The organism is Pseudomonas sp. FP818, from assembly GCF_030687335.1.
GTDB classification, from domain to species: domain Bacteria; phylum Pseudomonadota; class Gammaproteobacteria; order Pseudomonadales; family Pseudomonadaceae; genus Aquipseudomonas; species Aquipseudomonas shahriarae.
Genome location: NZ_CP117427.1, coordinates 442,830 through 469,152, shown reverse-complemented (window position 1 = coordinate 469,152; position 26,323 = coordinate 442,830). Strand labels below are relative to the sequence as shown.

The window sequence follows — 26,323 nt, the reverse complement described above, 5'->3', positions numbered from 1 at the left end:
CTCAACCCCGCTCGCCGGCCAGGTAGGCAATCAATGCCTGCTGCCCGGCGTAAGGTGGGCGCACAAAGTACGCGACCTTGTGCTGCAAGGTCGCTGGCGCGAAGGCGTCGTGCACGTCGGGATGCTCCTGGGCCAGCCATTGCAGCAGGTTATCCACCAGGGTCACGCTGGACTGTTCGCCAAGCTGCTTGAGTAGCGTGGGGGGCACCTCCCACCAGGGACTTTTCCTCGCCGCCCCCACTCCCGTGGCCGGCACTTCCTGGAGCTGGCCGTTGATCCAGTAGCGTCGAAATACCGCAAGCACCTCCCCCGCACCAGGCCCCAGCCCTTGCAGGATCGGCAGCAGGTAACCACCATCCCAGAAGCGGAAAAACACTTCCTGCCCCTCGGGCAAACGCACCTTGGTCAGGCTGGCGAGATGTTCGACCACCGTGGGCAGCGGGCTGGAGGAAATGGCCAACCAACCCCAATCGGTAGCCGCGCATTCGGCCACCCAGTCGAGAAACCCACTGCTCTCGCTGACCAATGCCACATAGGGCATCACCTCAGCCCAGGCGGCGTACTCGCTGCCGGCCCACACCGGGCTCAATGGCCCGCCATCTGCCTGGCGCCAGGCCGCCACCGGCTGACACTCACTGGTACTGGCCAGGATGACAAACAGCTGCTCGCCGTCCTGCAGCGGCTCCTGGGCCAGCCACTCACGGGGGGTCATCAGCGCAAGCCCCCCACTCGATGCTGCGGAGTGTCGCAGACGCCATTTTTGCAGCGCTCACACTCCTCACAGAACGGCGCACTGCGCTTGAAGCTGAACACCTGTGCGGCACTCAACGTTGCGGCCAACGCCGCCAGCAGGGTTTCCTGTCCCCCCGGACGCAGGGGTGATGGCGCCGTGGCAGCCGACGGCGCACCGCCCAACTGAATCGGTGTGCTGCTGAAAATCCCCCCGGCCGACAATGTGATCCATTGCCCCCCGGCCTGCAGCGTCAGGCTGGCGCCGCCATCGACCACCATTTGCTGGCCTGCGCCGAGGCTGATCTGCTCGCCCGCCTGCAACGAATAGCGCGCCACTTGCACCTGTTGCTGCCCCGCGATCACCAGGTGATCGTCCTGCTTGAGTTCCGTCAGCCGGTTGCCGTGGGTAATCCGCTGCTCTTCGCCGTGCAACTCGTGGTGCGACTCGCCACTTACCTGCACATGCCGCTGGTGATCCACCTGCAGGCGCAGATCGTGGAGCACGTGCTGGGTCCAGTCGCGCTGGGCACGCAGGTAGATCTGCTCGGCGCCCTTGCGGTCTTCGATGCGCAGCTCGTTATAGCCGCCACCCCCTGGGCTGCTCTGACTGCGGAAGATGCTGCGAGTCTTGTCCGCCGGCAGGTCGAGGGGCACTGGCGTCGCGCCATTGGTCAGGCAGCCGACCACCAGCGGCATATCGACATCGCCGTTGACGAACCCCACCAGCACTTCCATGCCCACCCGCGGGATCACCACGCTGCCGTAGTGCTCGTGGGCCCAGGCGCTGGCAACCCGCAGCCAGCAGCTGGAGTGTTCGCTGTATTGGCCGTGGCGATCCCAGGCCAGTTGCACCTTGACCCGGCCAAACTCATCGCAATGGATTTCGCTGTCGACCGGCCCGGTGACCACAGCGTTCTGAAAGCCTGCAACCGGCGCCCTCGCCGCAGGCAGCGGCGGGCGAAACGGCACGTCCCAGGGCGTGGCGAAGAACTCGTTGCGATACCCCTGCTCATCCATCGCGCCGACAGACTCCTCCAGCACTTGCGGTTGCCGGCCCTGGTGGATCACCCGCGTCACCAGCCACAGGCCATTCCATGCCTGGCGCGGATGGTCGGCCAGTGTGAGGAACTGTCCGCTGACCAGCGCCGTCTGGTCGCCCTCGCCGTAGGCTTGCCGCTGGTCGCTGCGATGACGCTCCAGCGCCCGCTGCGCCAGGTGCTTGCCATGGGTACGGTCGGTGAAGTGCCCAGGGTAGCCCTGGGCCTCCAGCGGCGGTAGCTGCTCGCCGAGGGCGGCGCTTTCCAGCACCAGACGCGGCTTGCGAAAATCATAGTCGCGCAGGTTGACCCCGGTAGTCCGCGCCTCCAGGCGCACCGTGAAACGCTTGATCACCGGCGCCGCCGCCACCATGCCCGAACCCGGCGCATAGCCCGTCGGCTGGTCTGCCTGGGCAAACACCGTCTGATCATCGCCGAACACCAGCAGATGCCCGTCCGGCCGGTGTTGAAAGTGATAGTGAATCCCCAGTTCGGCGCACAGCCGCTGGATAAATGCCAGGTCGGTTTCATCGAACTGCACGCAGTACTCGCGCTCGGGATAGGTCGCGCCCAGTCGCCACTCAAAGGCATCGCGCTGGATGCCCTGCCCCTCCAGCACCAGGCTGACAATCTGCGGCACCGTCTTGTGCTGGAAAATGCGTTGCCGGGCACTGTGTTGCAGATAGGCCAACTGCGGCACCAGGCTCAATTGATAATGGGTCAGGCGCCGGCCCGAGTCACCTTGCGCGACCCGCTGGATTTGCCCATGGATGCCATGGCCCTGGGCATCAAAGGCGAGAAAGGCCTGGCGGTGCAGGAGGTTTTCCAGATCCAGGTCCGGCTGTTCGCTGACCAACTCAAGATCGAAACGATAGGGCTGGCTGATAGCCTCCTCGCCCCTGAACGCCAGGACCTTGAGATCGCTGGGCTGGCCATCGACGGTCAGGCTAAACGCACTTTGATTGGCAGGAGCGAACATCCGGTGTTTCTCTGCAAGTGGAGGGCCTGGGATTCTGCACCAGCCATTTGCCGAGCTGCGTACGCTGCAGGCAATTCAGTTAATCCCTACAACGCAGGCTCCATCGTCGCACCCAAAAAAAACGGCCCGACATCCAGGGATGCGGGCCGCTTTCAGTTCAGCAGGCCATCAAGGCCTGCATGAACGCCTCACTTGTTGAGGTTGTAGTCTTTCTCGGCAGCTGTGAAGCGCTCAACCATACCGGCAGTCGGGGCGCCCATCTTGCTCACGAAGTAGATCGCCAGGCTGGCGAACAGGAAGCCTGGGATGATTTCGTACAGACCCAGCAGCTCGAAGTGTTTCCACACGATCACGGTGATCGCGCCGACCAGGATACCGGCCAGTGCGCCGTTGCGGGTCATGCCTTTCCACAGGACCGAGATCAGGACCACAGGACCGAACGCGGCGCCGAAGCCGGCCCAGGCGTAGCTCACCAGGCCCAGTACGCGGTTTTCCGGGTTGGCAGCCATCGCGATGGCGATCAACGCAACCACCAGCACCATGATCCGGCCGACCCATACCAGCTCAAGCTGGGAGGCGCCCTTGCGCAGGAACGCCTTGTAGAAGTCTTCGGTCAGGGCGCTGGAGCACACCAGCAACTGGCAGCTCAGGGTGCTCATCACGGCAGCCAGGATGGCCGACAGCAGCACGCCAGCAACCCAAGGGTTGAACAGCAGCTTGGCCAGCTCGATGAACACACGCTCTGGGTTTTCGGTCACGGGACCGGCCACTTCCGGGTGTGCCGAGAAGTAGGCAATACCGAAGAAGCCTACGGCCACGGTGCCGGCCAGGCACAGGATCATCCAGGCCATGGAGATGCGACGCGCCTTGGCAATCGACTTGACCGAATCCGCCGCCATGAAACGCGCGAGGATGTGCGGCTGGCCGAAGTAGCCCAGGCCCCAGCCCATCAGCGAGATGATGCCGATGAAGGTGGTGTTTTTCAGCATGTCGAAGCTGGTTGGATCCTTCGCTTCAATAGCCAGGAAGGTGGTATCGACACCGCCGGTGGCCAGCAGCACGATGATGGGCGTCAGGATCAACGCGAAGATCATCAGGGTGGCTTGTACGGTATCTGTCCAGCTTACTGCCAGGAAACCACCGATAAAGGTGTAGGCAATCGTCGCCGCAGCACCGGCCCACAGCGCCGTCTCGTAGGACATGCCGAAGGTGCTTTCGAACAGACGGGCACCGGCCACGATGCCGGAAGCGCAGTAGATAGTGAAGAACACCAGGATCACTACCGCCGAGATAATCCGCAGCAGGCCGCTCTTGTCTTCAAAACGGCTGGAGAAGTAGTCCGGCAGGGTCAGGGCGTCGCCGTTGTGTTCGGTCTGCACGCGCAGGCGACCTGCCACAAACAGCCAGTTCAGGTAAGCACCGACGATCAGGCCGATGGCGATCCAGCTTTCCGACAGGCCCGACATGTAGATGGCACCTGGCAGGCCCATCAACAACCAGCCGCTCATATCCGAAGCGCCAGCCGAGAGTGCGGTGACGACGCTGCCGAGGCTGCGACCACCGAGGATGTAATCGGAAAGGTTATTGGTGGAGCGATAGGCCATGAGACCAATCAGCACCATTGCCGCGATGTAGATCACAAATGTGATCAAGGTTGGATTACTTACGCTCATTGAGTTACGCCCTGGCTTTGTTTTTATGTAGCGGCGGTCTGTCAGGCCATCTACAACCGAGTAGTGTGTAGACGAAGCTGCGTGCCGCGCATTTATGACTGACGTTTCCCCAGGAAAGCCATCAGCCGATGAACCGAACCCTAGGGTTGGTTGCACCTTGGGCGTGAATGCTATTCAACAAAGCAAATAAGGTGCAACCAGTTTCGTGAGAATTAGTTGCACCCTGGCGCGTTTTTCGGCAAACGGCGGTTTTTTGCTCCTTTTCGGAGCAAGAACAGCCAAATCCAGAAGCAAATGCACCAATATTCAGCCGATTTGGTCGAGTGAAAATGATTTCTGACGAGCAGCGTGAATTTCATGAAGAAAATGGGTTGCACCCGGTTGCACCTCGTACGGCGCAAAGCTAATCTTGCCGCCAGCTGATGCCACACAGTAGTGGCACCCATGAGGATAAAAATATGGCTACGACCACCCTTGGGGTCAAACTCGATGACCCAACCCGCGAACGCCTCAAGGCCGCCGCGACCTCCATTGATCGCACGCCGCACTGGCTGATCAAGCAGGCAATTTTCAATTACCTGGAGAAACTCGAGGGTGGTGCAACCCTGACCGAGTTCAACGGTTCGGGCCTCAAGGACGCAGACGACGCGGGCGAGGTGCAGAACGACCACGCTCACCAGTGCTTCCTCGAATTTGCCGAAAGCATCCTGCCGCAATCGGTGCTGCGCGCCTCGATCACCGCCGCTTACCGCCGCCCCGAGCCGGAAGTGGTGCCGATGCTGATCGAGCAGGCTCGCCTGCCGGCCCAGATGGCCGAAGCCACCAACAAGCTGGCGGCCTCGATTGCCGAAAAACTGCGTAACCAGAAGAGCGCCGGCGGCCGTGCCGGTATCGTCCAAGGCCTGCTGCAGGAATTTTCCCTGTCGTCCCAGGAAGGCGTGGCCCTGATGTGCCTGGCCGAAGCGCTGCTGCGGATCCCCGACAAGGGCACCCGTGACGCGCTGATCCGCGACAAGATCAGCACCGGCAACTGGCACCCGCACCTGGGCAACAGCCCATCGTTGTTCGTCAACGCCGCCACCTGGGGCCTGCTGCTGACCGGCAAACTGGTCGCCACCCACAATGAGGCCGGCCTGACCTCCTCCCTGAGCCGCATTATCGGCAAGAGCGGCGAGCCGATGATCCGCAAGGGCGTCGACATGGCCATGCGCCTGATGGGCGAGCAGTTCGTCACCGGCGAAACCATCGCCGAAGCCCTGGCCAATGCGAGCAAGTTCGAAGCCAAGGGCTTCCGCTACTCCTACGACATGCTCGGTGAAGCTGCACTGACCGAACACGACGCACAGAAGTACCTGGCCTCGTACGAACAAGCCATTCACTCCATCGGCAAAGCCTCTCACGGCCGTGGGATTTATGAAGGCCCGGGCATCTCCATCAAGCTGTCGGCCCTGCACCCGCGCTACAGCCGCGCCCAGTACGAGCGCGTGATGGACGAGCTGTACCCGCGCCTGCTGTCCCTGACGCTGCTGGCCAAGCAATACGACATCGGCCTGAACATCGACGCCGAAGAAGCCGACCGCCTGGAGCTGTCCCTGGACCTGCTCGAGCGCCTGTGCTTCGAGCCGCAACTGACCGGCTGGAACGGTATCGGTTTCGTGATCCAGGCTTACCAGAAGCGCTGCCCGTACGTGATCGACTACGTGATCGACCTGGCACGCCGCAGCCGTCACCGCCTGATGATCCGCCTGGTAAAAGGCGCGTACTGGGACAGCGAAATCAAGCGCGCCCAGGTCGAAGGCCTGGAAGGCTACCCGGTCTACACCCGCAAGGTGTACACCGACGTTTCCTACATCGCCTGCGCACGCAAGCTGCTGTCGGTACCGGAAGTCATCTACCCGCAGTTCGCCACGCACAACGCCCACACCCTGTCGGCCATCTACCACATCGCCGGCCAGAACTATTACCCCGGCCAGTACGAGTTCCAGTGCCTGCACGGCATGGGTGAACCGTTGTACGAACAAGTTGTAGGCAAGGTTTCCGAAGGCAAGCTGAACCGTCCATGCCGCGTGTACGCGCCGGTCGGCACCCACGAAACCCTGCTGGCCTACCTGGTGCGTCGCCTGCTGGAAAACGGCGCCAACACCTCGTTCGTCAACCGTATCGCCGACCAATCCATCTCGATCCAGGAGCTGGTGGCCGATCCAGTGGCCAGCATCGAGCAGATGGCGACGCTGGAAGGCGGCTTCGGCCTGCCGCACCCGCGTATCCCACTGCCACGCGACCTGTACGGCAGCGAGCGCGCCAACTCGGCCGGTATCGACCTGGCCAACGAACACCGCCTGGCGTCGCTGTCCTGCGCCTTGCTGGCCACCGCGCACAACAACTGGAAGGCCGCGCCGATGCTCGGTTGCGCGTCCAGCAATGAAGCCGCTGCGCCGGTGCTGAACCCGTCCGACCTGCGTGATGTGGTTGGTCACGTCCAGGAAGCCACGATCGAAGACGTCGACAACGCTATCCAGTGCGCCCTGAATGCCGCACCGATCTGGCAGGCCACCCCGCCGGCCGAACGCGCCGCGATCCTCGAACGTGCCGCCGACTTGATGGAAGGCGAGATCCAGCCACTGATGGGCCTGCTGGCCCGTGAAGCCGGCAAGACCTTCGCCAACGCCATCGCCGAAGTGCGTGAAGCCGTGGACTTCCTGCGTTACTACGCCGTGCAGGCGCGTAACGATTTCACCAACGACGCCCACCGCCCACTGGGCCCGGTGGTGTGCATCAGCCCGTGGAACTTCCCGCTGGCGATCTTCAGTGGCCAAGTCGCCGCCGCACTGGCCGCCGGTAACCCGGTATTGGCCAAGCCGGCCGAACAGACCCCGCTGGTCGCCGCGCAAGCCGTGCGCCTGCTGCTCGAAGCCGGCATTCCGGAAGGCGTGCTGCAACTGCTGCCGGGCCAGGGCGAAAGCGTTGGTGCCCGCCTGGTGGGTGATGATCGCGTCAAAGGCGTGATGTTCACCGGCTCCACCGAAGTGGCGCGCCTGCTGCAACGCAATGTCGCCGGACGCCTGGATGCCCAGGGCCGCCCAATCCCGCTGATCGCCGAAACCGGTGGCCAGAACGCGATGATCGTCGACTCCTCGGCTCTGACCGAACAGGTGGTGATCGACGTCGTCTCCTCGGCCTTCGACAGTGCCGGCCAGCGTTGCTCGGCCCTGCGTGTACTGTGCCTGCAGGAAGATTCGGCAGACCGCGTCATCGAAATGCTCAAGGGTGCCATGGCCGAATGCCGTCTCGGCAACCCGGAGCGCCTGTCTGTGGATATCGGCCCGGTAATCGACGCCGAAGCCAAGGCGGGCATCGAGAAGCACATCCAGGCCATGCGCGACAAAGGCCGTACCGTGTACCAGGTGGCAATTGCCGACAGTGAAGAAATCAAGCGCGGCACCTTCGTGATGCCAACCCTGATCGAGCTGGAAAGCTTCGACGAGCTGCAACGGGAGATCTTCGGCCCGGTCCTGCACGTGGTGCGCTACAAGCGTAAGGAAATCGACCAGTTGATCGGTCAGATCAATGCTTCTGGCTACGGTCTGACCCTGGGCGTGCACACCCGTATCGACGAGACCATCGCCAAGGTGATCGACAACGTCCATGCCGGTAACGTCTACGTTAACCGCAACATCGTCGGTGCCGTCGTCGGCGTGCAGCCATTCGGTGGCGAAGGCCTGTCGGGTACCGGCCCGAAAGCCGGTGGTCCGCTGTACCTGTACCGCCTGCTGTCGACCCGCCCTACCGATGCGATCGAGCAATCCTTCGTACGGGGCGATGCACTGGCCGCACCGGATGTGCGCCTGCGTGACGCCATGAGCCAACCGCTGAGTGCCCTGAAAACCTGGGCCGACGGCAACAAGTTCAGCGAACTGAGCGCCCTGTGCAGCCAGTTCGCCGCGCAATCGCAAAGCGGTATCACCCGCCTGCTGGCCGGCCCGACCGGCGAGCGCAACAGCTACGCCATCCTACCCCGCGAGCACGTGCTGTGCCTGGCGGACGTAGAAGGCGATCTGCTGGCGCAACTGGCGGCCGTACTGGCTGTGGGTAGCTCGGCAGTGTGGCCGGAATCTGACCTGACCAAGGCACTGTTCCCACGGCTGCCGAAGGAAGTTCAGGCGAAGATCCAGCGTGTAGCCGATTGGACCAAGGACGAAGTGATCTTCGACGCCGTCCTGCACCACGGCGATTCCGACCAACTGCGTGGGGTTTGCCAGCAAGTGGCGCAACGCAGCGGCGCGATTGTCGGGGTCAATGGCCTGTCCTCGGGCGAAACCAACATTGCGTTGGAGCGCCTGGTGATCGAGCGTGCGTTGAGCGTCAACACCGCTGCGGCGGGTGGTAACGCGAGCCTGATGACTATCGGCTAGTCACCACCGAGCACTCCCACGCTCTGCGTGGGAGTGCAGCCCAGGACACTCCGCGTCCGCGACGCAGAGCGTCGCAAGAGGCGTTCCCACGCAGAGCGTGGGAACGATCTTGTACATTCATCCTGCCTTTGTTTTGCTGCTCCATCACCCAGATCAATCTTGCTATCGCGCCTCTATTCGCGCACTTAGACTGCGGCCTATTCCCAAATAGGTAAGCCGCCATGTCCGAGACGCTCCTCAGTTCCCGCAATCTGGCTTTCGAGCTGTATGAAGTCCTCGATGCCGAGGGCCTGACCCAGCGCGAGCGGTTTGCCGAACACACTCGCGAAACCTTCGATGCCGCCATCGGCACCGCCCGCCACATCGCCGAAAAGTACTTCGCCCCCCACAACCGCAAGGGCGACGAGAACGAACCGCGCTACGAAGATGGCCAGGCGATCCTGATCCCGGAAGTGAAACCTGCCGTGGATGCCTTCCTCGAAGCCGGCTTTCTCAATGCGGCGCGCAGTTTTGAAGCCGGTGGCATGCAACTGCCGACGCTGCTGTCCCAGGCCTGTTTTGCGCACTTTCAGTCAGCCAATGCGGCTTCCACCTCGTACCCGTTCCTGACCATGGGCGCGGCCAACCTGATCGAGAGTTTTGGCACCGAGGAGCAGAAGCAACGCTTTCTGCAACCGATGATCGAGGGCCGCTTCTTCGGCACCATGGCCTTGACCGAACCCCATGCCGGCTCGTCGCTGTCGGATATCCGCACCCGCGCCGAGCCGGCGGCGGATGGCACCTACCGCCTCAAGGGCAACAAGATCTTTATCTCCGGTGGCGATCACCCGCTGTCGGAAAACATCGTGCACATGGTCTTGGCCAAACTGCCGGACGCGCCCGCCGGGGTGAAGGGCATTTCGCTGTTTATCGTGCCCAAGTTCCTGGTCAACGACGACGGCAGCCTGGGCCCGCGCAATGATGTGCTGCTGGCCGGGCTGTTCCACAAGATGGGCTGGCGCGGCACCACCTCCACCGCGCTGAACTTCGGCGATAACGGCGAGTGTGTCGGCTATCTGGTGGGCAAGCCGCACCAGGGTCTGGCCTGTATGTTCCAGATGATGAACGAGGCGCGGATTGGGGTCGGCATGGGTGCGGTGATGCTCGGTTATGCCGGTTACCTGTACTCCCTGGAATACGCCCGGGAACGCCCGCAAGGCCGCCTGCCCGACAGCAAAGATCCGAACACCGCGCCGGTGTCGATCATCCAGCACGCTGATATCAAGCGCATGTTGCTTACGCAAAAAGCCTATGTAGAAGGCGCCTTCGACCTGGGCCTATATGCCGCGCGCCTGTTCGATGACACCACCACCCTGGACAGCGAAGCCGGGCGCAGGCAGGCCCATGAGTTGCTGGACCTGCTGACCCCGATCGTCAAATCCTGGCCCTCGGAGTTCTGCCTGAAGGCCAACGAGCTGGCGATCCAGATTCTCGGCGGCCACGGCTACACCCGCGAATATCCGGTGGAGCAGTACTACCGCGACAACCGCCTGAACCCGATCCACGAAGGCACCCACGGCATCCAGTCCCTGGATCTGCTGGGACGCAAGCTTGCGCAAAATGGCGGTTCGGGCCTGAAGCAGTTGATTCGCCTGATCGCCGAGACCGGCGCACGGGCCCAGCAATACCCGTCACTCACGGCCATGCGCGAACCACTGGAGCAGTTGGTGGCGCGCCTGCAAAGCGTGACCCTGGGGCTGTTGACGGATCTCGCCCAAGGCAAGGTCAACAGCAGCCTGGCGAACTCGGCGCTGTACCTGAAAGTGTTTGGGCATACGGTGATTGGCTGGCGCTGGCTGGAACAGGCGATCCGCGCCGAAGAAGGGCTGGCCAGGGGGAATGCGACGGATGTGACTTTCTATAAAGGCAAGCTGCAAGCGGCCCGGTACTTCCTGACGTGGGAAGTACCGGGCTGCCATCATGAACTGTCGATCCTGCAGGCGCGGGACGATACGTGCCTGGCCATGCAGGATGAATGGTTCTGATCAGGGCTGGCCGATGGCCTTGGCAATCACGTCGACCGTGGCGCTGACTTGCTCTTGGTAACGGTCGAGTTCCTGCTGGTGACGCTGCTGCATGTCGATCTGTTCGGCACATAGATTCAGCGCCGCCAGCACCAGCAGCTTGTCGCCGATCAGAGTCGGGTACTTCTGCTTGGTGGTTGCCAGGGACGCCTTGAGCAGGGTCACGGCCTTGAGCAGGGTGCTGTCTTCCCCATCCGGGGCCTTGATCGAGTAATCCTCACCGAGAATCGAAACGACCTTTATCCCTTCACTCATGCGCTGACAGGACCTGCGCTCACACGCTCAACCAACGCCTGGATACGGGCTGCGGTGGCGCCCTGCTTTTCTTCCTGCTCCATCAGGTTCAGTTGCAAGCTGTCGTTCTCATCCTTGGCGCGGGCCAGCTCGGCCTTGAGGGATTCGTTGGTGCCCAGCAGAGCTTGATTCTGCTGCACCAGGTCACTGACCAGTTGTTCCAGTTGGCTGAGGGATGTTTCTAACATTTTGAATTCTCGGGCTTTTTCAAAGGGCGGTGACGATAAAGAAAATTCACCGTGGAAGCCAGGGTTATCCTGGCGCGCAGCCCCGATTTCACGGGTCAGGCCACGCTGTGGAGCCTTAGTGACTGCATTTACGCCATCTGGTTCCTGAATCCATTCCAATCCGCGCAGGATGCGACAAAAACGCGCACCCCCTCAAGACTTTAGTCGTACGTCCGATAGGTCATGCTTACCCCGCCTCAAAGCCGCACGGATCGCGCCTCTCCCAGGACCACTGCATGTCTCTTCGTAATATGAATATCGCGCCGCGCGCGTTTCTCGGCTTCGCGTGCATTGGTGCGCTGATGTTGTTTCTCGGTGTTTTTGCGCTGAATCAGATGGGCAAGATCCGGGGTGCCACCGAAGACATCACCCTGAGCAGCGTGCCGAGCATTCGCGCCCTCGACGACTTCACCCAACTGACCCTGCGCCTGCGTGTGTTGTCCTACCGCCTACTGACCAACCGCGAGCCGGAGGTGCAACAAAAGACCCTGGAAGCCTTTGAACTGCGTAACCAGCAGATTCGGACAGCCCAGAGCGTGTATGAAAAGCTGATCGACAGCCGCGAGGAACGCTCGGCCTACGACGATTATGTGCGCCTGCTGGGCCAGTACCGGCAGATCGAAGAGCGGATGAAGAGCCTGTCGCGCAACAATCAGATCGAAGAGCTGCGCACCTTGCTCAACACCGAACTGCTGAGCAACTCCGAGGCAGTCAACGCGGTCCTGACGCGTCTGCTGGACATCAACAATTCGATGGCCAACGACAGCAACCAGAAAGCCGCCGAGCAATATGATTCGGCCTTCGAGCTGGTGGTCGCCCTGCTGGTGCTGGCCACGGCGCTGACCATGCTATTTGCCTGGCTGCTGACCCGCAGCATCACCCTGCCCATCGCCCAGGCCCTGGACGCGGCCGAGAAGATTGCCGAGGGCAACCTGACCCAGCCGATCAAGGTCGATGGCGATGACGAAGCCGGCCGCCTGTTGCGCGCGATGAATAAAATGCAGGAGAAATTGCGCGACACCCTGCAGCGCATTTCCGGCTCGGCCACCCAACTGGCCTCGGCTGCCGAAGAACTGAACGCCGTCACCGATGAAAGCGCCCGTGGCCTGACCCAACAGAACAACGAGATCGAGCAGGCGGCCACCGCCGTCAACGAGATGACCAGCGCCGTCGAAGAAGTGGCGCGCAATGCCGTCAGCACTTCCGAAGCCTCGAAAAACGCCACCGCCTCGGCCGGCGATGGCCGCGACCTGGTGCAGGAAACCGTCAGCGCGATTGAGCGCATGAGCGGCGATGTGCAGGGCACCGCCACGCTGATCGGCGCCCTGGCCGAAGAGTCGCGGGATATCGGCAAGGTATTGGATGTGATTCGCGGCCTGGCCGACCAGACCAACCTGCTGGCCCTGAACGCCGCCATCGAAGCCGCGCGCGCCGGGGAAGCCGGGCGCGGGTTTGCCGTGGTTGCCGATGAAGTACGGGCCCTGGCCCATCGTACCCAGCAATCGACCAGTGAAATCGAGCGGATGATCGGCAGTATCCAGGCCGGCACCGAACAGGCAGTGGATTCGATGCGCAACAGCACCGAGCGCGCCGAATCGACGCTCAATATCGCCAAAGGCGCGGGGATGTCCCTGGATACCATCAATAGCGCAATTATCGAGATCAACGAGCGCAACCTGGTGATCGCCAGCGCCGCAGAAGAGCAGGCGCAGGTCGCGCGGGAAGTGGACCGCAACCTGGTGAACATCCGCGACTTGTCGGTGCAGTCGGCCACCGGCGCCAGCCAGACCAGTGCGGCGAGCAGTGAGTTGTCGCGCCTGGCGGTGGATTTGAATGGGATGGTAGGCAGATTCCGTCTCTAACAGACACTGCATCATAAATGTGGGGGCTTGCCTGCTCCCACATTGGTTCTGCGTAAACCTGAAAAGCTTTTTGACAGCGCAGCAATTCAACAGGTTAGAATCGCTGGCACGCAGACTGCATGGTCAGTCTGCGCCCGCCTTATTTTCGGAGTACTGCCTTTGAATGCGACGACCATCAACAGCCTGTTCTTGATCGGCGCGTTGCTGGTAGGTGCGAGCATTCTGGTGAGTTCTCTTTCGTCTCGCCTGGGGATCCCGATCCTGGTGATCATCCTGGCCGTGGGCATGCTGGCCGGCGTCGATGGCGGCGGGATCATTTTCGATAACTACCCAACCGCGTACCTGGTGGGCAACCTGGCATTGGCAGTGATCCTGCTCGATGGCGGCTTGCGGACCCGGGTCGCGAGTTTTCGCGTGGCACTGTGGCCAGCCCTGTCGCTGGCGACCGTGGGGGTGTTGATAACCACCGGCCTCACCGGTATGGCGGCGGCCTGGCTGTTCGACCTCAATATCATCCAGGGCCTGCTGATCGGCGCCATCGTCGGCTCCACCGATGCCGCCGCCGTGTTCTCGCTGCTGGGCGGCAAGGGCCTGAACGAACGAGTCAGTGCCAGCCTGGAAATCGAATCCGGCAGCAACGACCCGATGGCGGTGTTCCTCACCGTGACCCTGATCGACATGCTTGCCAGCGGCCAGACCGGCTTGCACTGGAGCCTGTTGACCCACCTGATCCGCGAGTTCGGCATCGGCGGCATTATCGGCCTGGGCGGCGGCTGGTTGATGCTGCAACTGGTCAACCGGATCAACCTGGCCAACGGTCTGTATCCGATCCTGGTGATCGCCGGCGGCCTGTTCGTCTTCGCCCTGACCAACGCCTTGCACGGCAGCGGCTTCCTCGCCGTGTACCTGTGCGGCCTGGTGATCGGCAACCGCCCGGTACGCAGCCGCCACGGCATCCTGCATATGCTCGACGGCATGGCCTGGCTGGCGCAGATCGGCATGTTCCTGGTGCTGGGCCTGCTGGTCACGCCCCATGACCTGCTGCCCATCGCCCTGCCGGCCCTGGGCCTGGCGCTGTGGATGATCCTGTTTGCGCGGCCGCTGTCGGTGGCCGTCGGCCTGCTGCCGTTCAAGGCCTTCCATGGCCGCGAAAAAGTGTTTATCGCCTGGGTCGGCCTGCGCGGCGCGGTGCCGATCATTCTCGCGGTGTTCCCGTTGATGGCCGGCCTGCCCCACGCCCAGCTGTATTTCAACCTGGCGTTCTTTATCGTGCTGGTGTCGTTGCTGGTGCAAGGCACCAGCCTGCCGTGGGTCGCCAAGCTCTTGAAAGTGACAGTACCACCCGAGCCTGCGCCGATTTCCCGGGCAGCCCTGGAAGTGCACGTCACCAGCGAGTGGGAGCTGTTCGTCTACCGCCTGGGTGCGGAGAAATGGTGCATCGGCGCGGCCCTGCGCGAGCTGAAAATGCCCGAAGGCACACGGATCGCCGCGCTGTTTCGTGGCCAGCAACTGCTCCATCCGTCGGGTAGTACGGTGCTGGAAGCCGATGACCTGCTGTGCGTGATCGGCCATGAACACAACCTCGCCGCCCTCGGCAAGCTGTTCAGCCAGGCACCACAACGGGGCCTGGACCTGCGCTTCTTCGGCGACTTCGTGCTGGAGGGCGACGCCCAGCTGGGCGCGGTTTCGGCGCTGTACGGGCTCAAGCTCGACGGCATCGACCCGGACATGCCACTGAGCAGCTTTATTACCCAGAAAGTCGGTGGCGCCCCGGTTGTCGGCGACCAGGTGGAGTGGAACAACACCATTTGGACGGTTGCCGTGATGGACGGGAACAAGATCGGCAAAGTCGGCGTCAGATTCCCCGAAGGAAGTCGCCCGGGGCCCGGACTCTTCCTCTAAACTGCGGGGCGACGATGCGCCAGTGGCCATCAGCACGCCCCCTATTCTTCATCTTGTTCGATCGGTCTCTATGACATTCCTGCGCACTTTTTTAGCCACTGCCCTGCTCGGTCTGACCCTCTGCGTCAACCCCGTATATGCCGCCGCCCCGCCAAGCATCGAGAGCGTGCAACAGACCCTGGACAAGCTGCCTGACCGCAAACTGCCCGACGCCGACATGAAGGCGCTGCAAAATGTGTTGCAGCAGACCCTGACCCTGCTGGGCAACAAGCAGGATTACGAGCAACGCCTGACTGACCTCAAGCGTCAGCTCGAAGGCGCGCCCCGCCAGACCACGGAAAACTCCCGTGAACTGGCCCGCCTCAAAAGCACCAAAGTGGTGCCTGTGGCCCAGCGCTACGCCAGCCTGCCGGTGCCCCAGCTCGAACAACTGCTGGTGCAGCGCAGCACCCAGCAGGGCGACCTGCAAAAGGAGTTGGCCGACGCCAACAGCCTGAGCATCGCCGCCCAGACCCGCCCCGAGCGCGCCCAGACCGAAATCAGCAAGAGCCAGACGCGCATCCAGCAGATCAATGGCATCCTCAAGGCCGGCAAGGACAATGGCAAACCCCTCAACGGCGACCAGCGCAACCTGCTGAATGCCGAACTGGCGGCGCTCAATGCCTTGATCCCGCTGCGCCGCCAGGAGCTGGCGGGCAACAGCCAGTTGCAAGACCTGGGCAACAGCCAGCATGACCTGGCGGTGGAAAAAACCACGCGCCTGGAGCAGGAAATCCAGGACCTGCAAACTCTGATCAACCAGAAACGCCTGGCCCAGTCCCAGGAAACCGTGACCCAGCAGTCCATCGAAGCGCAGAAGGCCGGCGGCAGCAGCCTGCTGACCACGGAAAGCGCGGCCAACCTGAAACTGTCCGACTACCTGCTCAGAAGCACCGACCGGCTCAACGAGCTGACCCAAGAGAACCTGAAAACCAAGCAGTTGCTGGACAACATGACCCAGAGCGATTCGGCCCTGGACGAGCAGATCAACGTGCTCAAGGGCAGCCTGCTGCTGTCGAAAATTCTCTATCAACAGAAACAGGCCTTGCCGCGTCTGAAGGTCGACCGTGACCTGGCGGACGATATCGCCAACATTCGCCTGTACCAGTTCGAGGTCAACCAGCAGCGCGAACTGATCAACTCGCCGAGTGCCTACGTCGATAACTTGCTGGCCAACCAGCCCGAAGACCAGGTCACCCCGCAATTGCGCCGCACCCTGCTGGAACTGGCCGTGACCCGCAGCGACCTGCTCGAGCGCCTGAGCCGGGAACTGAGCGCACTGCTCAACGAATCCATCACCCTGCAACTGAACCAGAAACAGCTGCTCAGCACCGCCGCCAGCCTGCGCGCGACCCTCGACGAACAGATGTTCTGGATCCCCAGCAACAAACCGCTGGACGTCGAATGGCTGGAAGCCGTGCCCACCCGCCTGGAAAAACAGGTCAACACCCTGCCCTGGGCCTCCAGCCTCAGCGAACTGTATGACGGCCTGACCCAGCGCCCGCTGCTGTTCTTGCCCCTGCTGCTGTTGATCGGCGCCCTGCTATGGCGACGTAACAACCTGTACGAGCGGCTGAAAAAAATCCATATGGATATCGGTCACTTCAAACGTGACAGCCAGTGGCACACCCCGATCGCCATCCTGGTGAATATCCTGCTGGCCTTGCCGGTGACCCTCGGCCTGGCGCTGTGTGGCTACGCCCTGCAAATCGATGCCCGTGGGCAGAACGCCAACCTGGGCATGGCCCTGGTACAGATCGCCCAGGCGTGGTTAGTGTTCTACACCGCCTATCGCATCCTGGCGCCGGGCGGTGTGGCCGAACTGCATTTCCGCTGGGAAAAACCCCAGGTCGAATTCCTCCAGGGCTGGATCCGCAAACTGGGGCTGGTGGTGTTGGCGCTGGTGGCCGTGGTGTCCATCGCCGAACATCAGCCGGCGGCCCTGGCCAACGATGTGCTGGGGATCGCTGTGGTCCTGACCTGCTACGGGCTGATGGCCTGGCTGCTCAGTCGCCTGTTGCTCAATAGCCCGACCCATGAAAAGGCCTCGCTGTTTCGCAAGGTGGTCGGCGTGGCGTTTACCGCGCTGCCCATCGCGCTGTTTATTGCCGTGTGTTTTGGCTACTACTACACCGCGCTCAAACTCAGCGACCGCCTGATCAACACCCTGTACCTGCTGATGTTCTGGCTGGTGATCGAAGCCACCTTCGTCCGTGGCCTGGGTGTGGCCGCACGGCGCCTGGCCTACTCCCGGGCACTGGCCAAGCGCCAGGCGGCCAAGGAAGCCGGCGACGGCGAAGTGGTGATCGAGGAACCGACCCTGGATATCGAGCAGGTCAACGAGCAGTCCATGCGCCTGATTCGCCTGGCCTTGCTCGGCGGCTTTATCGCGGCGCTGTACTGGGTCTGGTCAGACCTGATCTCGGTGTTCTCCTACCTGGACAACATCACCCTCTACGAGTACACCAGCGGCACCGGCGCCAATATCAGCATGGTGCCCATCAGCATCGGCGACATGCTCGGCGCACTGATCATCATCGGCATCACCTTCGCCCTGGCGCGCAACCTGCCGGGCCTGCTGGAAGTGCTGGTGCTGTCCAAACTCGACCTGGCCCAGGGCAGTGCCTATGCCACCACCACCTTGCTGTCGTATGTGATTGCCGGTGTGGGCTTTGTGTCGACCCTGTCGACCCTCGGGGTCAGCTGGGACAAGTTGCAATGGCTGGTGGCCGCGCTGTCGGTGGGCCTGGGTTTCGGCATGCAGGAGATCTTCGCCAACTTTATCTCCGGCATCATGATCCTGTTCGAGCGCCCGGTGCGCATCGGCGACACCATTACCATCGGCAACCTGTCGGGGACGGTGAGCAAGATCCGCATCCGCGCCACCACCATCACCGACTTCGACCGCAAGGACATCATTGTCCCGAACAAAACCTTTATCACCGGGCAGTTGATCAACTGGTCGCTGACCGACACCATCACCCGGGTGACCCTCAAGCTTGGCGTGGACTACGGCTCCGATCTGGACCTGGTGAAGGAATTGTTGCTCAAGGCCGCCAGGGATAACCCACGGGTACTGAAAGACCCGGAACCCCTTGTGTACTTCCTGAACTTCGGCGAAAGCACCCTCGACCACGAATTGCGCATGCATGTACGCGATCTGGGCGACCGCAACCCGGTGATTGATGAGGTCAACCGCTTTATCAACCGTGAGTTCAAGAAGCAGAGCATCAACATTTCGTTCCGTCAGATGGAGATTTACCTGAAAAACCTGCACGGCCAGGAATACAAGCTGGTGGAAGTCGAACCCGTGAGCAAGCCGGCGAATGACGGCTCGCCACAACCCACACCGCCGGCCAAACTCGACTAACCGCGCTATCCCCAGCAGAATGCTCGGACATTCTGCTGGAGATGGCCGGTGAAAGCCCTCGACGACCTGACCTTCGACAACCGCTTCGCCCGCCTGGGCGATGGTTTCTCAACCCACGTATTGCCCGAGCCCATCGACGAGCCACGGCTGGTGGTGGCGAGCAACGCCGCCATGGCCCTGCTGGACCTCGACCCGGCCGTGGCCGACACGCCGGTGTTCGCCGAACTGTTCGGCGGCCACACGCTGTGGGCCGAGGCCGAACCGCGGGCGATGGTCTATTCCGGGCATCAGTTTGGCTCTTACAACCCGCAACTGGGGGACGGCCGCGGCTTGCTGCTGGGCGAGGTGTATAACGCGGCGGGCGAGCACTGGGACTTGCACCTCAAGGGCGCCGGGCAAACGCCTTACTCGCGCATGGGCGATGGCCGCGCGGTGCTGCGTTCGTCGATCCGCGAGTTTCTCGCCTCCGAAGCCTTGCACGCCCTGGGCATCCCCAGCAGCCGCGCCCTGTGCGTGATCGGCTCCGACACCCCGGTATGGCGCGAGAAGCAGGAACGCGCGGCCATGGTGCTGCGCCTGGCGCCGAGCCATATCCGCTTTGGGCACTTCGAATACTTCTACTACACCCAGAAAACCGAGCTGCACCAGCAACTGGCCGAGCATGTGCTGAAGCTGCACTTTGCCCAATGCCAGGAGCAACCCGAGCCCTACCTGGCAATGTTCCGCGAGATCGTCGAGCGCAATGCCGAGCTGATCGCCAAGTGGCAGGCCTACGGGTTTTGCCATGGGGTGATGAACACCGACAATATGTCGATCCTGGGGATTACCTTCGACTTCGGGCCGTTTGCCTTCCTCGATGACTTCGACGCCCACTTCATCTGCAACCACTCCGATCACGAAGGCCGCTATTCCTTCAGCAACCAGGTGCCCATCGGCCAGTGGAACCTCAGCGCCCTGGCCCAGGCGCTGACGCCATACATCAGCGTTGAAGCCCTGCGCGAGACCCTGGGCCTGTACCTGCCGCTGTACCAGGCCCATTACCTGGACCTGATGCGCCGCCGCCTGGGCCTGACCACCGCCGAGGACGATGACCAGAAACTGGTGGAGCGCCTGCTGCAACTGATGCAGAACAGTGGCGTGGACTACACCTTGTTTTTCCGCCATCTGGGCGACGAATCCGCCGCACTGGCCGTGGCGCGCCTGCGTGATGACTTTGTCGACCGCGCGGGCTTCGATGCCTGGGCCGACGAGTACAAGGCCCGGGTTGAGCGCGACGGTACTGGCAGCGAGGCAGAACGCCGCGAGCGCATGCACGCGGTCAACCCGCTGTATATCCTGCGCAACTACCTGGCACAAAACGCCATCACCGCCGCCGAGTCAGGCGACTACAGTGAAGTGCGAAGACTGCATGAGGTGTTGAGCACGCCATTTGAAGAACAGCCGGGGATGGAACAGTACGCGCAGCGGCCGCCCGATTGGGGCAAGCATTTGGAGATCAGTTGCTCGTCCTAACCCTGCTCAATGAATACGCTCATTTCCGGTCATTCCTTCCACTTGCCGTTATCGCATCTTGCTATGAGCGTTAGTCCCGGGATCAAATTATCGCAGTATGCGATAAGCGCTCAGCAGACCAGTGGCGGTATCTCATACCTGCGTAGGCAGCCTGGATACGCCGTCAAACATGTGCACAGGCAAAAATGTGAGCCCGTGCGTCGCTACCGCCTAACCTTGATAATCTTGGCCCTGGCTCCAAATAGTTTTCATTGGCAACGTCAACGGAACCCCATCATGTCCGATTCTCTTGTAATCCCCTGCCCACACTGCAACGGCCTCAACCGCATCCCCCACGAACGCCTGGGCGATGCCCCGAAGTGCGGGCGCTGCAAGCAGCCGATGTTGCTGAGCAAACCGTTTGAATTGAACCAGGGCGATTATTCCAGCCAGATCAAGGGCGATTTACCGCTACTGGTGGACGTGTGGGCCGCGTGGTGCGGGCCGTGCAAGGCGTTTGCGCCGGTGTTTGAACAGGCCGCCGGGCAGTTGGCCGGCAAGTGCCGGCTGGCCAAGCTCGATAGCGAGGCCAACCAGCAGCTTTCGGCACAATTGGGGATTCGCTCGATTCCCAGCCTGATCCTATTCAAGAACGGCCGGGAAGTAGCGCGCCAGAGCGGGGCGTTTCCGTTACCGCAACTGATGAGCTGGTTGCGTAGCCAAGGGGTGTAACCCCAGATGACAGTGGGTCAGTTGATGCCTCTGCAAGCTGGCCCCCCCTGATCGCAGGCAAGCCAGCTCCCACATTGAGCGTGTTCACTCTTCAGATCAGGCGTTTTCCAGCAAGTTATGCAGCTCCACAAACTGCAGGGTCAGTTTGTGGCGCGGGTCCAGGTGGATCAGCGGTTTGCTTTCCTGATGGGACTCGCGCATGCGCACCGAGCTGGCCAGGTACACCGGCAGCACCGGCAGGCCTTCGGCAATCAACTCGTCCAGCATCTTCTGCGGCCGGCTCGCGCGGGCCTGGAACTGGTTGACCACGATGCCTTCCACTTCGAGGCCTTCGTTGTGGTCCTCCTTGAGTTCTTCGATTTCCGCCAGCAGGCCATACAGCGCCTGCCGTGAGAAGCTGTCGCAGTCGAAAGGGATCAACACACGATCAGCGGCGATCAGCGCCGAAACCGCATAGAAGTTCAGGGCCCGCGGCGTATCCAGGTAAATCCGGTCGTAATCCTCGGACAATTCATCCAACAGCTTTCGCAACTTGTTGATCTTGTGCTTGGCCTCGAGCTTGGGCTGCAGGTCCGCCAGCTCTGCGGTGGCAGTGATGACATGCAGGTTGTCGAAGGGGGTTTCGTAGATATCCACCTGGTTTTTCTTCGAAAACGGCCCGGAAGACAGGGTCTGCTTGAAGAAATCGGCAATACCCATGGGAATATCGTCGCCCGTCAGCCCCGTCAGGTACTGGGTCGAGTTGGCCTGGGCATCGAGGTCCACCAACAGGGTTCGATAGCCTTCACTGGCACTGACCGCCGCCAGGTTGCAGGCGATGCTGGATTTGCCAACGCCGCCTTTTTGATTGAACACCACGCGCCGCATGGAAAAACCTCCGTGTATCAATGAATGCCCGAGTGTAGAGGGCAAAAGCGCCCGCTCGCTACCTTGATCAAGCTTGTACTACAGCATCTGGGGATGGATCCCGCATAACTATCTCGTAACACGCCAACCAATACAGAGTTACCTGACACCAGACACCCGTAGCCATTGGCGGACAATCACTGATCCTTTTTCGCCGACTTTGTAATATCTCGTGAACAATTCTTTACCAAAGTTTGCTAGAACCCCACAGCACCGGGATAATGCGCGCCACTCGGCCATCGCGCCATGTCCCGTCGCGGCGGGGCAATTTGCAGCACAAGGAAGCCCGCAGGGGCGGGAAATCTTCTCAGTGATCAACTTCAACATCGCCCAATGGCGTGCCTGGGCCCCTGGGCTCGACAGCGAGGATGCCTGGCGCGACTGGTGCCATGCCAAGGTGTTGCTCGCCCAAAGCGATGCCGCGCCCGATGTGTCGTTCCTGCCGGCCATGCAGCGCCGGCGCCTGAGCCGCCTGGCGCGGATGGCCTTCAGCGTCGGCTGGCCATTGGCCGAAGGTTTGCAGGATCTGCCGCTGGTGTTTGTTTCACGTCACGGCGAAACCCCACGCACCCTGGATATTCTCAGCGACCTGGCCAATGACCAGCCCCTGTCGCCCACCCAGTTCAGCCTGTCGGTGCACAACGCGGTAATTGGCCTGTGGTCGATCCTGCGCAATGAAACCAGCGAAATGACTGCCCTGGCAGCCGCGGGCGACGGCCTGGAGCACGGCATGCTCGAGGCCGCCGCCCTGCTCAACGAGGGCGCGCCGGCGGTATTGCTGGTGATTACCGAAGAGCAGCCACCTCCAGCCTACGCACGCTGGATCGACGACGTGCCGTTCCCCTACGCCCTGGGCCTGCTGCTGACCCCAGGCGACGAATGGCAACTGGCGCTGCACACCGCGACTGTCCAACCTGCCAAGACCCAGTGGCCCCATGCCCTGAACCTGCTGTGCGCCCTGCTTACCGAGCAGGGGGCCTGCCAACATGCCTGGAAGAACCGAGTATGGAACTGGCAACGCAAACCCTGACCGACAAGCCCCGGGACGCCTATTACTGGCGCCTGTTCGCCACGGCCGCCAGCTTCGTGCTGTTCGGCCTGGGCGGCCTGTGCCTGCGCCTGCTGGTGTTTCCCCTGCTCAGTTGCCTGCCGGGGGATGCGCAGCAGCATCAGCGACGTGCGCGCCTGACCATCGGCCGCCTGTTCTGGTTCTTTATCAACATGATGTACCGCGCCGGCATTCTCACCTACAGCGTCGAGGGTGCCGAAAAACTCGGGCGCCCCGGGCAGATGATCATCGCCAACCACCCGTCGCTGATCGACGTCGTCGTGCTGATCGGCCTGGTGCGCGATGCCAATTGCGTGGTCAAGCAAAGCCTGTGGCATAACCCTTTCACCCGTGGCCCGGTGAGCGATGCCGGCTATATCAGCAATGACGGCAGCATCGACATGCTCGATGCCGCCGCAGGCGCCCTGAGGGGCGGCCAGACCCTGATTATCTTTCCCGAAGGCACCCGCACCGTACCGGGCAAAGCCCCGGCCTTTCATCGCGGGGCCGCCGCCATCGCCCTGCGCGGTGCGACAATCATCACCCCCGTGGTGCTCAAGGTCAGCCCGACCACGCTGACCAAGGCCGAGCCCTGGTATCGCATCCCCCACCGCCGCTTTCACTTCAGTTTGCAGGTGGGTGCCGATATAGACCCACAGGTGTTTGCCTCACAAGGGCCAGCGCCTCAGGCCTCACGCAAGCTCAACGATTACCTGCATCACTATTTCATTAAGGAGCTCGCCGAAGATGAGCAACCCAAACAGCCTTGAGCACGAAATCAAAACCCTGATCATCGAGGCCCTGGGCCTGGAAGATATCGACGCCTGCGACATTGGCAGCGAGCAACCCCTGTTCGGCGAAGGCCTGGGCCTGGATTCGGTAGACGCCCTGGAACTGGGCCTGGCGATCCAGAAAAAGTACGGCATCAAGATCGACGCCGACGCCAAGGACACCCGCAATCACTTTATCAACGTGGCCAGCCTCGCGGCGTTCGTCACGGCCAGACAGGCAGCTTGAGACCCAACCATGCAAACTCGTGACGATATCTTCAACACCCTGCGCGACGCCCTGGTGGAACTGTTTGAACTGGACCCGGCACGGGTCACTCTCGACGCCAACCTGTACCAGGACCTGGAAATCGACAGCATCGATGCCGTGGACCTGATCGACCATATCAAGCGCCAGACCGGCAAGAAAATCGCCGCCGAAGAGTTCAAGGCCGTGCGTACGGTCAATGACGTGGTCGAGGCGGTCTACCGCCTGGTCCAACCGGCCGCATGAGCCGGCTGATCGGCCTTGGCCTGTTGCTGGTAGGGCTGCTGTACCCTTTTGCGGTGTATTACGGCACGGAGCATTTCGCTCCGTGGCAATTCGGCCTGCTGCTGGCCAGCCTGTGGTTGCTGCGCGCGCTGACCGGCCCGCGACGCCCTGGCAGTGGCTGGATGGCGGCGGCTGCAATTGTGTTTTGCCTGCTGCTGGCCTGGTTCGACAACCCGCAACTGCTGCGCTGGTACCCGAGCCTGGTCAGCGTGTTCATGCTGGCGCTGTTCGGCCTGAGCCTGAAATACGGCCCGCCGATGGTCGAGCGCCTGGCGCGCCTGAGCGATCCGCAATTGCCCGAAAAGGCCATTGCGTACACACGCCAGGTCACCGTGGCATGGAGTGTGTTTTTCTTGTGTAACGGCCTGCTCGCCGCCGCGCTCACCCTGTGGGCACCGCTGAGCTGGTGGACGTTGTACAACGGTCTGATCGCCTATGGCTTGATGGGGCTGTTGTTTGCCGTGGAATGGCTGATACGACAAAGGGTTCGAGGCCGCGTATGAATTGGGTCAATCTTGAGCATCTGTTGCTTGAGCCTGTAGAACTGCGTTTGGTCACTACCGAACCGTCGATGAATCACGCGCAACTGTGCGAGCGGGCCCTGAGCCTCGCGTCCGGCCTGCAAGCCCGTGGCATCCAGCGCCTGGCGGTGCACCTGAACGACGCCGGCGAGCTGGCGATCGCCTTGCTGGGCGCCTGGCAGGCCGGGGTCAGCGTGTTGCTGCCCGCCGACCTGCAACCCCAGACCCGCCAACGCTGGGCCGCTGATGTTGACGCCTGGCTGACCGAAGCGGGCGACCTTGACGCGCTCTACCAGCCCGCAGTTGCCGCCGCCGCCCTTGACCTGGATACCTGCCAGTTGAGCCTGTGCACCTCCGGCTCCAGCGGCGAGCCTAAGCGCATCGACAAAACCCTGCGCCAACTGGCCAATGAGGTCCAGGCCCTGGAAGCCTTGTGGGGCGCCGACCTGGGCCAGGCCTGCATCATCGGCAGCGTCGCCACCCAGCATATCTACGGCCTGCTGTTCCGCGTGCTGTGGCCGCTGTGCGCTGGGCGCACGTTTGTGCGTGAGCAACTGCCGTTCCCCGAAGACTTGCAGCGCGTCAGCCGCCAGCACCCGCACTTTGCCTGGGTGGCCAGCCCGGCCCTGCTCAAGCGCATGGGCGATAATCTTGACTGGGCCGCCTTGAGCACGGTCAAGCGCGTGTTCTCCTCCGGTGGCGCACTGCCCGCCGACGCGGCCGACAGTCTGCATCAACGCCTGCAGCAGTGGCCGACGGAGATCCTCGGCAGCTCGGAAACCGGCGGCATTGCCTGGCGCCAGGGCCACGCGCCGTGGCAGCCGTTTGCCGATGTGCAACTGAGCCAGGATGCCGACGGCACCTTGCGCATTGCCTCGCCGTACCTGCCAGCGGGGCATGTCGAGCAGACTGCCGATGCCGCCCAGATCCACGCCGACGGGCGCTTCGAACTGCTCGGGCGCCTGGATCGGATCGTCAAGCTGGAAGAAAAACGCATCTCCCTGCCGATGCTCGAACAAGCCCTGGCGGATCACGCCTGGGTCGCCGAAGCGCGCCTGGGCGTGGTCCAGGAAAACCGCGCGTCCCTCGGCGCCCTGGTGGTGCTCAGTGGCGACGGCCTGCACGCCTTGCGCAACCAAGGCCGACGGACCGTCACCCAAACCCTGCGCCAACACCTGAGCCAGCATTGCGAAGCCCTGGCCCTGCCCCGCCGCTGGCGCCTGTTGCGGCAGTTGCCGCTCAACCCCCAGGGCAAGCTGCCCCAGGCGCAAATCGAAGCCCTGCTGCAGGCGCCGCGCCCCAAGGCGCCGGACGTCCTGGCGCAGGTCGAAAGCGACGGCGAATGGACCCTGCAACTGAGCATTCCGCCGGACCTGGCCTACTTCAGCGGCCACTTCCCCCACACCCCGGTGCTGCCGGGGGTTGTGCAGGTGGAATGGGCGTTCAATCTGGGCCAGCAACTGCTCGATCTCCCGCCGACCTTTGCCGGCATGGAAGTGCTCAAATTCCAGCAACTGGTGCGCCCGGGCGATGTGGTCGAGTTGCACCTGCGTTTTGATCGCGAGCGGGGCAAGTTGTATTTCGCTTATCGCAATGACAGTGCGGCGTGTTCCAGCGGGCGGGTTTTGCTGGAGAATTCTCATGCATAGGTTGGGTGAGCGCTGCGCGCTCAATCGCGGGCAAGCCCGCTCCCACAATGGATACACATTCCCAAT

The 26,323-nt window shown here is 62.3% G+C and carries 19 protein-coding genes; 13 read left to right on the top strand and 6 right to left on the bottom strand.

What is annotated here, in order from left to right:
* Position 1: 1 nt before the first annotated feature.
* From PSH80_RS02040 to putP, 3 genes are all read right to left on the bottom strand, one after another.
* The gene (locus tag PSH80_RS02040) at positions 2–712 is read right to left on the bottom strand and encodes a DUF4123 domain-containing protein (protein WP_057958110.1); all 711 of its coding nucleotides are present in this window, start codon (positions 710–712) and stop codon (positions 2–4) included.
* Positions 712–2,748, bottom strand: a complete 2,037-nt coding sequence (locus PSH80_RS02035; RefSeq protein WP_305418981.1) for a type VI secretion system tip protein VgrG — start codon at positions 2,746–2,748, stop codon at positions 712–714. Before PSH80_RS02035 ends, PSH80_RS02040 begins: the two co-directional genes overlap by 1 nt.
* A 188-nt stretch (positions 2,749–2,936) precedes the next feature.
* A complete protein-coding gene (gene putP, locus PSH80_RS02030; protein ID WP_057958108.1) occupies positions 2,937–4,421 on the bottom strand; it encodes a sodium/proline symporter PutP in 1,485 nt (494 codons plus the stop codon).
* A gap of 458 nt (positions 4,422–4,879) precedes the next feature.
* Here putP and putA point away from each other — a divergent pair, with 458 nt between their 5' ends.
* Both putA and PSH80_RS02020 read left to right on the top strand, forming a co-directional pair.
* Positions 4,880–8,833 carry a trifunctional transcriptional regulator/proline dehydrogenase/L-glutamate gamma-semialdehyde dehydrogenase gene (putA, locus tag PSH80_RS02025; RefSeq protein ID WP_305418978.1) on the top strand — a complete coding sequence of 1,318 codons (3,954 nt, stop codon included), beginning with the start codon at positions 4,880–4,882 and terminating at the stop codon, positions 8,831–8,833.
* A 221-nt stretch (positions 8,834–9,054) separates the two neighbouring features.
* On the top strand, positions 9,055–10,857 hold the full coding sequence (locus PSH80_RS02020) for an acyl-CoA dehydrogenase (protein WP_057958106.1): 1,803 nt from the start codon (positions 9,055–9,057) through the stop codon (positions 10,855–10,857).
* Here the strand turns inward: PSH80_RS02020 and PSH80_RS02015 are convergent, their stop codons facing one another.
* Both PSH80_RS02015 and PSH80_RS02010 read right to left on the bottom strand, forming a co-directional pair.
* Positions 10,858–11,151 carry a cell division protein ZapA gene (locus PSH80_RS02015; RefSeq protein ID WP_057437293.1) on the bottom strand — a complete coding sequence of 98 codons (294 nt, stop codon included), beginning with the start codon at positions 11,149–11,151 and terminating at the stop codon, positions 10,858–10,860.
* A complete protein-coding gene (locus tag PSH80_RS02010; RefSeq protein WP_029299225.1) occupies positions 11,148–11,378 on the bottom strand; it encodes a hypothetical protein in 231 nt (76 codons plus the stop codon). Before PSH80_RS02010 ends, PSH80_RS02015 begins: the two co-directional genes overlap by 4 nt.
* Positions 11,379–11,653: 275 nt before the next feature.
* Here PSH80_RS02010 and PSH80_RS02005 point away from each other — a divergent pair, with 275 nt between their 5' ends.
* The 5 genes from PSH80_RS02005 to trxC all read left to right on the top strand — a co-directional run bounded on the left by PSH80_RS02005 (position 11,654) and on the right by trxC (position 20,813).
* The gene (locus PSH80_RS02005) at positions 11,654–13,279 is read left to right on the top strand and encodes a methyl-accepting chemotaxis protein (RefSeq protein WP_057958105.1); all 1,626 of its coding nucleotides are present in this window, start codon (positions 11,654–11,656) and stop codon (positions 13,277–13,279) included.
* Between the two features lie 159 nt (positions 13,280–13,438).
* Positions 13,439–15,181 carry a potassium/proton antiporter gene (locus tag PSH80_RS02000; RefSeq protein ID WP_200656257.1) on the top strand — a complete coding sequence of 581 codons (1,743 nt, stop codon included), beginning with the start codon at positions 13,439–13,441 and terminating at the stop codon, positions 15,179–15,181.
* 70 nt (positions 15,182–15,251) lie between these two features.
* Positions 15,252–18,590, top strand: a complete 3,339-nt coding sequence (gene mscK / locus PSH80_RS01995) for a mechanosensitive channel MscK (protein WP_305418975.1) — start codon at positions 15,252–15,254, stop codon at positions 18,588–18,590.
* 48 nt (positions 18,591–18,638) lie between these two features.
* Positions 18,639–20,102: a protein adenylyltransferase SelO gene (gene selO, locus PSH80_RS01990; protein WP_057958102.1), complete on the top strand. Its 1,464-nt coding sequence runs from the start codon at positions 18,639–18,641 to the stop codon at positions 20,100–20,102.
* Positions 20,103–20,378: 276 nt separating this feature from the next.
* Positions 20,379–20,813, top strand: a complete 435-nt coding sequence (gene trxC / locus PSH80_RS01985; protein ID WP_057958101.1) for a thioredoxin TrxC — start codon at positions 20,379–20,381, stop codon at positions 20,811–20,813.
* A 96-nt stretch (positions 20,814–20,909) separates the two neighbouring features.
* Here trxC and PSH80_RS01980 read toward each other — a convergent pair whose 3' ends face one another.
* Complete coding sequence (locus PSH80_RS01980) at positions 20,910–21,680, bottom strand: ParA family protein (protein ID WP_305418972.1); 771 nt, start codon at positions 21,678–21,680, stop codon at positions 20,910–20,912.
* 349 nt (positions 21,681–22,029) lie between these two features.
* Between PSH80_RS01980 and PSH80_RS01975 the strand changes: the two genes are divergently transcribed.
* The 6 genes from PSH80_RS01975 to PSH80_RS01950 are packed head-to-tail and all read left to right on the top strand — an operon-like array spanning position 22,030 to position 26,257.
* A complete protein-coding gene (locus PSH80_RS01975; RefSeq protein WP_057958099.1) occupies positions 22,030–22,749 on the top strand; it encodes a beta-ketoacyl synthase chain length factor in 720 nt (239 codons plus the stop codon).
* Positions 22,725–23,537, top strand: a complete 813-nt coding sequence (locus tag PSH80_RS01970) for a 1-acyl-sn-glycerol-3-phosphate acyltransferase (protein ID WP_057437274.1) — start codon at positions 22,725–22,727, stop codon at positions 23,535–23,537. The genes PSH80_RS01975 and PSH80_RS01970 overlap by 25 nt, the downstream gene beginning before the upstream one ends.
* Positions 23,515–23,784: a phosphopantetheine-binding protein gene (locus tag PSH80_RS01965; RefSeq protein WP_057958098.1), complete on the top strand. Its 270-nt coding sequence runs from the start codon at positions 23,515–23,517 to the stop codon at positions 23,782–23,784. The genes PSH80_RS01970 and PSH80_RS01965 overlap by 23 nt, the downstream gene beginning before the upstream one ends.
* Positions 23,785–23,793: 9 nt before the next feature.
* Positions 23,794–24,048, top strand: coding sequence for an acyl carrier protein (locus PSH80_RS01960; RefSeq protein ID WP_032862153.1), 255 nt, complete (start codon positions 23,794–23,796; stop codon positions 24,046–24,048).
* Positions 24,045–24,590 (top strand): hypothetical protein, encoded by a 546-nt coding sequence (locus tag PSH80_RS01955; protein ID WP_057958097.1) that lies wholly within the window; start codon positions 24,045–24,047, stop codon positions 24,588–24,590. The genes PSH80_RS01960 and PSH80_RS01955 overlap by 4 nt, the downstream gene beginning before the upstream one ends.
* Entirely contained in the window at positions 24,587–26,257 is a 1,671-nt protein-coding gene (locus tag PSH80_RS01950; RefSeq protein ID WP_057958096.1) for an acyl-CoA synthetase family protein, read from the top strand. Before PSH80_RS01955 ends, PSH80_RS01950 begins: the two co-directional genes overlap by 4 nt.
* Positions 26,258–26,323: the final 66 nt, after the last annotated feature.